Source organism: Actinoplanes sp. NPDC026623 (genome assembly GCF_040638275.1).
Classification (GTDB): Bacteria; Actinomycetota; Actinomycetes; order Mycobacteriales; family Micromonosporaceae; genus Actinoplanes.
This window is the reverse complement of record NZ_JBEZXZ010000290.1, coordinates 1-8,251: the sequence shown is the minus strand read 5'-3', so window position 1 is coordinate 8,251 and position 8,251 is coordinate 1. Positions and strand designations below refer to the sequence as shown.

The 8,251-nt window shown below is 67.5% G+C and carries 11 protein-coding genes; 3 read left to right on the top strand and 8 right to left on the bottom strand.

Going from position 1 to position 8,251, the window contains the following annotated elements; genetic code table 11:
- Positions 1-112 precede the first annotated feature (112 nt).
- The 8 genes from AB0F10_RS42415 to AB0F10_RS42380 all read right to left on the bottom strand — a co-directional run bounded on the left by AB0F10_RS42415 (position 113) and on the right by AB0F10_RS42380 (position 3,685).
- Positions 113-487, bottom strand: coding sequence for a hypothetical protein (locus tag AB0F10_RS42415; RefSeq protein WP_360639341.1), 375 nt, complete (start codon positions 485-487; stop codon positions 113-115).
- Positions 484-1,311 (bottom strand): N-acetylmuramoyl-L-alanine amidase, encoded by an 828-nt coding sequence (locus AB0F10_RS42410; protein WP_360639338.1) that lies wholly within the window; start codon positions 1,309-1,311, stop codon positions 484-486. The genes AB0F10_RS42415 and AB0F10_RS42410 overlap by 4 nt, the downstream gene beginning before the upstream one ends.
- Positions 1,312-1,542: 231 nt before the next feature.
- Positions 1,543-1,770 carry an HNH endonuclease signature motif containing protein gene (locus AB0F10_RS42405; RefSeq protein WP_360639335.1) on the bottom strand — a complete coding sequence of 76 codons (228 nt, stop codon included), beginning with the start codon at positions 1,768-1,770 and terminating at the stop codon, positions 1,543-1,545.
- 58 nt (positions 1,771-1,828) lie between these two features.
- Positions 1,829-2,017, bottom strand: coding sequence for a hypothetical protein (locus tag AB0F10_RS42400; RefSeq protein ID WP_360639332.1), 189 nt, complete (start codon positions 2,015-2,017; stop codon positions 1,829-1,831).
- Positions 2,014-2,148 carry a hypothetical protein gene (locus AB0F10_RS42395; RefSeq protein WP_360639329.1) on the bottom strand — a complete coding sequence of 45 codons (135 nt, stop codon included), beginning with the start codon at positions 2,146-2,148 and terminating at the stop codon, positions 2,014-2,016. The genes AB0F10_RS42400 and AB0F10_RS42395 overlap by 4 nt, the downstream gene beginning before the upstream one ends.
- Positions 2,149-2,231: 83 nt before the next feature.
- Positions 2,232-2,570, bottom strand: coding sequence for a hypothetical protein (locus tag AB0F10_RS42390; RefSeq protein WP_360639327.1), 339 nt, complete (start codon positions 2,568-2,570; stop codon positions 2,232-2,234).
- Entirely contained in the window at positions 2,563-2,868 is a 306-nt protein-coding gene (locus AB0F10_RS42385) for a hypothetical protein (protein ID WP_360639324.1), read from the bottom strand. The genes AB0F10_RS42390 and AB0F10_RS42385 overlap by 8 nt, the downstream gene beginning before the upstream one ends.
- 199 nt (positions 2,869-3,067) lie before the next feature.
- Positions 3,068-3,685, bottom strand: a complete 618-nt coding sequence (locus AB0F10_RS42380) for a GIY-YIG nuclease family protein (protein WP_360639344.1) — start codon at positions 3,683-3,685, stop codon at positions 3,068-3,070.
- Between AB0F10_RS42380 and AB0F10_RS42375 the strand changes: the two genes are divergently transcribed.
- From AB0F10_RS42375 to AB0F10_RS42365, 3 genes are all read left to right on the top strand, one after another.
- On the top strand, positions 3,684-3,872 hold the full coding sequence (locus AB0F10_RS42375; RefSeq protein WP_360639346.1) for a hypothetical protein: 189 nt from the start codon (positions 3,684-3,686) through the stop codon (positions 3,870-3,872). The two genes, AB0F10_RS42380 and AB0F10_RS42375, sit on opposite strands and share 2 nt — an antisense overlap.
- A 98-nt stretch (positions 3,873-3,970) precedes the next feature.
- Positions 3,971-6,952 (top strand): hypothetical protein, encoded by a 2,982-nt coding sequence (locus tag AB0F10_RS42370; protein ID WP_360639321.1) that lies wholly within the window; start codon positions 3,971-3,973, stop codon positions 6,950-6,952.
- A gap of 435 nt (positions 6,953-7,387) precedes the next feature.
- Positions 7,388-8,251 (top strand): hypothetical protein (locus AB0F10_RS42365; protein WP_360639318.1); only part of this gene is annotated, 864 nt, incomplete at its 3' end.

Here is an 8,251-nt window from a genome sequence, read left to right as displayed (position 1 = left end):
ACGCGGCGGGCCGCCGGGCCCCCCCCTCCACACCCCACCCGTCCCAGGCTGGGTCGGCCGGCCGCCACGCCAAGGCGGTGCTGGCGCCCTGCAGGGGCGGGGATGCGGAAAGCTATGCGAACGGAGCCGGCGGGGTGGGGTCGCTCTCGGCCGTCTCCGGCAGGTCGTCGCCTTCGACGAGCACCATGACGGCGTTCGGGTCAGGCGTCGAGTACACGAAGACGACCTGGTGCGACGGCGGCAGGCCGAGCAACTGGTGCAGCTGCGAGGGCCGCAGCACGATCTTGATCCGGCGCCGCCGCCCCACTGTCGGGGCGTTCACGGAGGCGCGGATCGCCGCGCATGGTGCGCAGTCGCGGTGCGCGGCAGCGAGTGCGGGCCGCCGGGCGACGGCGGCCGCGGCACGGGCGTAGTCGGCGCGCAGGTCGGCGTGCAGCCGGTCGGGATCACCGACGTCGTACCACACCGACTCGGTCCCGCCGCTCACGTGACCGGCTTCGTCCAGGCCGCCGCCCACGTCCGCGGGCCGACCTTCCCATCCAGGTCGAGATGCTTCTCGCGCTGGAACGCGACCGCGACATCGCGGGACTTCGGGCCGTAGTCGCCGTCGACGCCGATGGTCCAGCCTCGGCGGCGCATCTGGGTTTGCCAGCGCCGGATGTCCTCGCCGTGCATCACCGCCCGCCCGTTCGTGTAGACAAAGGTGCGGCCGGGGAAGGCGGGCGCGGACGGCGCCGGGGCCGGCTTGGACGGCTTGCCCTTCAGGTCCGTGATCCCCTTGTTGACCGCGGCGAACAGCTTGTCCCAGGGAAAGTTCGGGCCGGGATCCGTGTGCGTGGTGCCGCCCCACGCCCGGCGCATGTCGTCGTGGGAGTAGAAGGCGCGGACCTTCGGGTTGCGGCGCATCTCGGCCACGCTCGCCCGGCGGACCTGGAAACCCTTGAAGCCGGAGTCGTTGACGATCAGCCAAGCCAGGGCGCGGCCGAGCTTGTCCCACGCGACGTGGGCCAGCCACCAGGCGCGGGACTTGCCGTTGGTGCCGGTGATCTCGACCGAGATGGCGTTCTCGTTGCCCTGCCTGCTGCCGGCGTGCCCGGCACGGGCCTCGGTGTCGAGGGACTGGGTGACGCTGTCGCCGTCGACGTACAGGTGCGACGAGACACCGTCCGGTCGGTGCTTGGCCCAGTTCGCCTCGCCCTCGTCGCTCGCGTCGTTGCTGGTGTTGTGGATCGCGATGCCGTACTTGCGGCCGTCGCCGTCCTTGTAATCGTTGCGGCCGGGCACGAACCGGACGCCAGGAATCTTCGCCATAAGGGTGCTCCCTCGAGGACACGGAGATGGGCAGGAAAGCGCCGCTCAGCACGCGCGGGCGGCGGGCGAAACACGGATCTCGCGAGATGGGAGGGGTTGCCAGGGCCGCGTTCCGGGCCGGCGCAGGGCGCTGGGTCGGATGGCCGGGCATGAAGAAGCCCGCCATGCGCGAGCGCAGGCGGGCGATAGACAGCGAGCCGAACGGCACGCAGGTTTCCCGGGGGCAGCGGGTCAGACGATGCCGGGGTGACGTTCCGGTGGCCGGTGCAGTGGCACCCGTGCTTGGGCGCCCTCGCGGGCGCTCTTCACCGCGTGGTGCGGCCCGCACAACCACTGCAGGTTCGCGTACGAGTGATCGTTGCCGGGGCGGACGTGGTCGCAGTCCGTACCCGGCGCCGGGCAGCGCATTCCCCGCTCCACGGCCTCGCACTGGCCGCCCGCGCGGTCGCGCACGACCATGCGGCGTTGCGGCCAGTCGGGGGGCAGGTCCTGGCGCCGGTGCGACCCGGCCCAGGGTTCACGTCCAGGCGGACGCGACGCCATGGCACAACCAGCCCAGCACGATCAACAGCGCCGCGACGATCGCGGCCGCCACCGCGAGAACCACGAACGCGATCAGGAGGCCGAGGACCACGACGATGGTCTTCGCGACCGGATGAAGCTCGCCGAAGGCGATACGCGGACGCGGCACGTGGAGCGGCGTCACGAGTGGTCGCCGTCGCGGGGCAACTGCAGGCCCCGGCGCACGCCTTCGCGGACCGCGGCCTCGAAGCGCCGGGTCACCTCGTCAGCGAGTTCCGCTAAGGCCTCGCGGTCCAGGGTCGGGGTGACGAGCATGGGGCGCACTCGCCAGCTGAGCAGCAGACATAGAGGTATCCCTCGATCGGAAGAGCAGTTGGGATGAGGTGGCGCGAAGGCGCCTAAAGGTGCGCCGGCCCGCGGTCCGGGCTGGGCGAGGCCGCCGATTCTGCCGAGCTCGATCCGTCGGCCAGCTGGGTGGCGGCGGGGCCGGTGTCGAAACCGACCGGCAGGCGGCGCGCGTATTCGGCGGTACGCCGGATCAGGTCGTATGCCAGGGCGGCGACGTCCTCCATCGGGCGGTGCGCCTCCACTATGACCATGTGTCCGGCGATGGTGATGTCGACCTTCGTCAGCGGGTCCAGGCCCGCGCTGGGGTCGAGGGCATCCGGCGCTGTGCTCACCGGCTCCGCTACTGCGCCGGTCAGCAGGTCTGAATCTTCGCTTGCAGGATCAGTCACGGGCACCTCCTGCCACAGCAGCAGATGCGTGTGATCTTCCGCGTTGGCCGGTCGCCCGGCAGCGCGGTGCACCACGGCGGGAGTGGCCGGACATCCGAGTGTCGCGTTCCGCCTCGAGGATGTCGCCGAGGCGGTACCGCAGAGTGCCGTCACTGCAGCGCCGGACCTTCAGTTGCCTGCGGCCGCCAGCGGCATCGGAAGTCAGCCAGCCACGGGCCCGCCACTTCTTGATCGTGTCCGGGCTGACCTTGGTGACCATGATGACTTGTTCCCGCGTGAGGTAGGCGTCGAGGTTCACGACCACCTCCCAGACCCGCGATGCACCGAACGGCGGATACGGAAAACGCCCCGGCCGAATCGGGCGGGGCGTCACGTTGGGCAGACTTCTGGCGTGCATCCAGGGTGACACGGACAGCGAAGATCCACAAGGGAGATGACGATCACTGCGGGCTCCAGCTGGATGTGCCAAACGACCGCTGTAGTTGGCGAGGGTCGGGTCAAGCCACGGTGAGCACTGGGGACGGCTCCCATCGCCCGCCCTCCGTGACCGCCCAGATGGTCCAACCGCGTCCTTGTCGCGCTACCTCCAAGTCGACGCGGTCTTCGGGAGCCAGGACTAGCCGGCCAATACTGACGTCATGGTCTGCGATATCCGCTTGGAAACGGCCGCCGCACTCCAACTCGAAGTCGGCTGTGACGTTCAGGAAGTCGCCGCGCCAACCGAGGATTTGCGACACTTGTGCGACGGTGACGGATAGCTGAAAACAGTCTGCCTCGCAGAATGAGCACCCACAGAAGGCCCCATGCTGCGCCCGCCTGATCCAGTGCTCCATCTGCGCTTTCGCAAGCGAGAAGGGGGTGTCAAGGAAGTATTCTCTACCGCCCTTGGCGCGTCGCCCCAACGACTGCAGGAGATCCATCAGGAGGCGTTCGTGTCTCTGGAGGTTCGCTAGCTCGGGCGAGACCCACGTATGGGTAACCGCCACGCCAAAGCGTGCGGCATTCGATCTATGAACGCGAAGGCGCGTCATGGGGTCGGCCGTACGACCTCCCTTCACTACACCAGTAGTGAACCTCACCAGATAGATGTATCCAGCGTCAGAGCCATTCCCCATGATCAACATGGTATCGACAACAACTGAAGGCAGCGTTGCCCGGTCGGCTCGCATCGAACACCGGCTGCATGCTCGCCACTACACCGAACTCCATCATCGCTGGGGCGACCAGCACGCTAGGTACGAACGATGCACCTCGCATGGGCCGACCGACGCGCTCACGACATTTCTCGATGCCCTCGGCTGATCTTGCGCGAAGCGGGGCCCGCGCGACCTGTGGACGACACGTAGCAATCGACGCGCGCCACGTCCACCGTTGTGCTGACGGTGCGGGAGACTGGCGGCATGGGCGACTACCCGCTTCACCAGCTCGGCACCCTTGAGTTCGAGCACATGACCCAGTCGCTTCTGGCGGCGTTCGTCGGGCCGGCCAACGTGAGGGTGCTCGGAGCGGGTCGCGACGGCGGCCGGGAGCTGACGACCAGGGCCACGTTCGAAGTCCAAGGAGGCCTGCAATGGAGTGGTTACACGGTCGCTCAGGCCAAGTTCCGTGCCCGGCCAGGTTCTCCGGGCACGAACGCCACCTGGCTGCGAGCCCAGGTGCGCAAGGAACTTAACGACTGGATCGACCCGACGAAGAACCGGTACCCGAAGCCCGAGAACCTTCTCTTCGTGACCAATGTGGTCCTGTCGGCCGTGCCTGGGCACGGCCTGGACCATGTCGAGGAGGTCTTCGACGAGTTCGCCGACAAGCTGCCATTGAAAGCGTACGCAGTGTGGCACTACGACCACGTGTGCCGACTGCTCGACGACCACCCCGGCGTCAGGGCCGCGTACGCCGGACTTCTCACGACGGGCGATGTCCTCACGCAGCTCTCGCAGGTGTTACTCGGCGAAGCTGTTGACATTGGGCAGGTTCTCCATCGGCATGCCGCCAAGGAACTGGTTGCTGAGCAGTGGGTTCGCCTCGGCGAATCAGGGTCACGGACGAACGAAAAGCTGCAGATCGGCCAGATTGGCATCGACCTGCACGCGGAGCTCGAGCCAGCCGGAAAGTTGGAGGTAGGCAAGCAGCTCTCCGTTCTTGCGCACATGATTGGCGTCGGTGACGGGGTCCTTCGGCCGTCAATCTGCGACGGGGCGGCGCCCCACCGGGTACTGGTCGGCGGGCCGGGCCAGGGCAAGACCACGTTGAGTCAGCTTCTCTGCCAGATCTATCGCACTCACCTGATAGCCGACCTCGGGGCCATCGGCCCGCAGGCCGCTGCAGCCGTCACGACCCTTCGCCAGCACTTCGCCGCCCAGGGACTGCCTACGCCGACCAGCCGACGATGGCCCCTGAGGGTTGACCTCGGCGGCTACGCGGACGTCCTCGGTGGGTCACCGGACACCTCACTGCTGCGCTATCTCGCCACCCGCATTAGCGAGCGCAGTGCAGAAACGATCACCGCACCGCAACTCCTGACCTGGCTGAAGTCGTGGCCGTGGCTGCTGATTCTCGATGGCTTCGATGAGGTCGTCGCCCCGAAGGTCAGAGAAGTGATGATCGACCGCATCGGCGACTTCTTCATCGACGCGGGCAGCGTCGACGCGGACCTGATGGTGATCGCCACCACGCGCCCGCAGGGATATAGCGCCGAGTTCAGTCCGAGCCAGTACCAGCACCTGCGGCTCATGCCGCTGACCCAGCAGCAGGCGGTGGCATACGCGCGGATGCTGGCAGACGTGCGCCTCGCCGACGACCCGGACGCCAGGGCCAACGTACTCGCCCGGGCAAGCGAGGCGGCCAAAGATCCACTCACCGCACGACTGATGACCACACCGCTGCAGGTGACCATCATGTCGTTGCTGCTGGAGGGGCGTGCTCGCGTGCCCCAAGACCGATACAGCCTCTTCGCGGACTACTACCGCACCATCTACAGCCGTGAGGTTGCCAAGAGCAACGCGACCGCCCGGCTACTCGAACAACACCGCCGCACCGTAGACAAACTGCACGACAAGGTCGGCCTTCAACTACAAAATCAGGCAGAGGCCACCGGCGGCGCCGATGTAGCCCTCCCGCACCTCGCCGTACAGCAGATGGCTCGCACGATCCTTGATCAAGAAGACTACCCGGCGCAAGAAGCAGAAGAACTCGCACACAAGATCGCAAAGGCCGCCACGACCCGCCTCGTCCTGCTCGTACCGAAGCACCTCGACTCCGTCGGGTTTGATGTGCGCAGCCTGCAGGAACTCATGGCCGCACGCGCCGTCACCACAGGGCCCGACGAACGAGTCATGGCCCGACTGCGCGCTATTGCGCTCTCCGCGCATTGGCGCAACACCTTCCTCCTTGCCGCAGGAAGGATTGCGGTCGACCGCAGCCACCTCGTCGATGCGATCCTCAACCTGCTTGAAGATCTCGACACGAGCAGCTACCTGTCCCTATACCTGCACCCAGCTGCCCGGGCAGCGCTGGACCTGCTTGATGACAGGTTCGCCGCGCCATCGCCCAGGGTGGAGATGAAGCTTGTCCACAGAGCCATCGGCATCCTTCAGAGCCCGCCCGCGCGCGATCTTCGGGAGGCAGCCGACATCCTCCAGCGAGTGTCGATCACTGGCTCCAACCCGATCGGCTCCTTCATCGCGGACGCCGCCAAGTTCAGCCTCGCGGGCAACCCGCCACAGCAGATCACCGCGGCGATGATGTTGACGCGCTGGACCGCCGGCACAGGCGCGCTCGCCACCCTGGGCCGACAGCGGACGAAGCCCGACCACAGCGAACTAGGACCCGCTCATGCCGCAGCTATCGAAGGCCACTTTCTCACGAATTCCAACTTTGTCGGCGGCCTACTGCAGGACCACGTATATACAGGCAAGGCCGTCGATGTATCCGACACGGTAACGCAAGACCTGCCGGAACCCGCGCCCCGGTCGACGCCTCAGAGATCGGCTGATTTGGATCTTGCACCTCTGGGTCAACGCAGGTGGCACCAGTCAGCGAGAACTGTCGCCAGCCATCTCGACCTCCGCAAACAAGATCAACCCCTACCCCCCGGGTTCACCACCTCAGACGTGGTGGCATGGGACGGCCTCATGCAGGAGTTCGAACGCGTCCGCGTTGCCATGACGGCGACCGAGGCACAGATCCCGATAGTTCCACGATTCTCCATGTCTGCCACCCCCGTCCACAGAGCGCTCGCCCGCCCAGCGGTGAGCGACCTCCTAGCGGAACGCTTGCTCGGCCTTGATCCAGATCAGTGGGCGATCGCCTCCACGGTCACCCACTGCGTCATCAAGTTGTTCGAGTGGCTTCCAGCACGCGAGGAGCTCGATCGGTTGACCTGATCGACAGCCCCGCCTGCGTGAGCATGGGCCTCGGAGTGGTCGAAGCAGATCGGCCGGCGCTACAGCCGATCGCGACACCACCCAGTCCACCCCAGCGGAACCCCACGGACGTGGAGTCCAAAGTTTTGGAACTCAGCGAGATCGCGAGGCCCAGAACATGCCGGTGCCCTTTTCGCACGCGGGGGCGGGGGCGCCCCCGTGGGGGTGCGCACGCGCGCGGGCGCGGACGCACGCAGGCGGACAGGCGCTCGGACGCGCGCACCTAGGCGTGCCCGCCCGCCTAGGACTTCCCACTCCACACCACTCATGTGACCTGCGCCACATTCTTCGATGGGCGACTTGACAGCAACGGCGTCCATTGGGGAGCGTCTGAGCCGCACCACTGCTGTCCGGTTCGACCGGACAGTCATACCCCACACGACTCGGAGGCACACGATGTCGAACACCGCTACCGCTACCCGTCCGGCCGCTCAGGCTGCGAAGATCCCCACGCTCTACCGGCTCACGGACGGGCGCGTCGTCCTGGCCGACGTCCCGTTCATGATCGCCGACGTTGACGGCGCGCGCTTGCAGTCGCGTCGTGTGCTCGGCGGGCAGGGACTCGGCTTGCAGTTCCGCAATTTCGAGCACGTGGCCGGATGGGTCGCGGACACTCGGAAGCTCGGCCGTGACGCGGTTGACGCACTCGCCGCGTATGACGTGGCCGTTGTGGACCTGTCGGGCAAGAATTCGCCCGCGATCGAGCCGGGCGCGGAAGTGGCGCGGCAGGCGCGGCCGGTTCGTGCCGGGGCCGCTCGCACGGGAGCCTCTCCGGTTACGGTGACTCGCGGTACGCCGACGGCCGCCCCGGCGGCCGCGAAGGCTTCCCGAAAGGGCGTGAACGACGGGGCGGTCACGCGCAACGGCCTCGCAGCCAAGATCACGGCGGCACTCATGGGTGAGGACATCGAGCCGGAGATCATCGCAGCGGCGATCCGCGCGGCGGTCGCGAAGGCGGACGAACATGCGAAGGCGGCGACGGCCACGGTGTCGGCCCCTGCGAAGGCTTCGCGTGTCAAGGCTGCGCCCGCGAAGGCGGCGCGCGGCAAGGCTGCGGCGGCTGCGGCGATGTCTGCCGCGTCGGACGGCAGCCGCGCGTTGACGCTGACACCGGGCGTGTCGGTCACGGATGCCGCGAAGGCCGCGCGTCGGGCACTGTCTCGGGCGGGTGTCTCGGGTGTGAGCGTCCGCAAGAGCGGGCGGACGCTCACCGCGTACCGAGCGGACGGCATGGCGGTCCCTGCCGATGTGGACAGCGTG

Coding starts and splice junctions, on each gene's coding strand:
- AB0F10_RS42380 (WP_360639344.1), bottom strand. CDS start 3,685: ATGGGGAATGGCTCTGACGCTGGATACATCTATCTGGTGAGGTTCACT.
- AB0F10_RS42375 (WP_360639346.1), top strand. CDS start 3,684: ATGATCAACATGGTATCGACAACAACTGAAGGCAGCGTTGCCCGGTCG.
- AB0F10_RS42405 (WP_360639335.1), bottom strand. CDS start 1,770: ATGGTCGTGCGCGACCGCGCGGGCGGCCAGTGCGAGGCCGTGGAGCGG.
- AB0F10_RS42410 (WP_360639338.1), bottom strand. CDS start 1,311: ATGGCGAAGATTCCTGGCGTCCGGTTCGTGCCCGGCCGCAACGATTAC.
- AB0F10_RS42395 (WP_360639329.1), bottom strand. CDS start 2,148: ATGCTCGTCACCCCGACCCTGGACCGCGAGGCCTTAGCGGAACTCGCT.
- AB0F10_RS42370 (WP_360639321.1), top strand. CDS start 3,971: ATGGGCGACTACCCGCTTCACCAGCTCGGCACCCTTGAGTTCGAGCAC.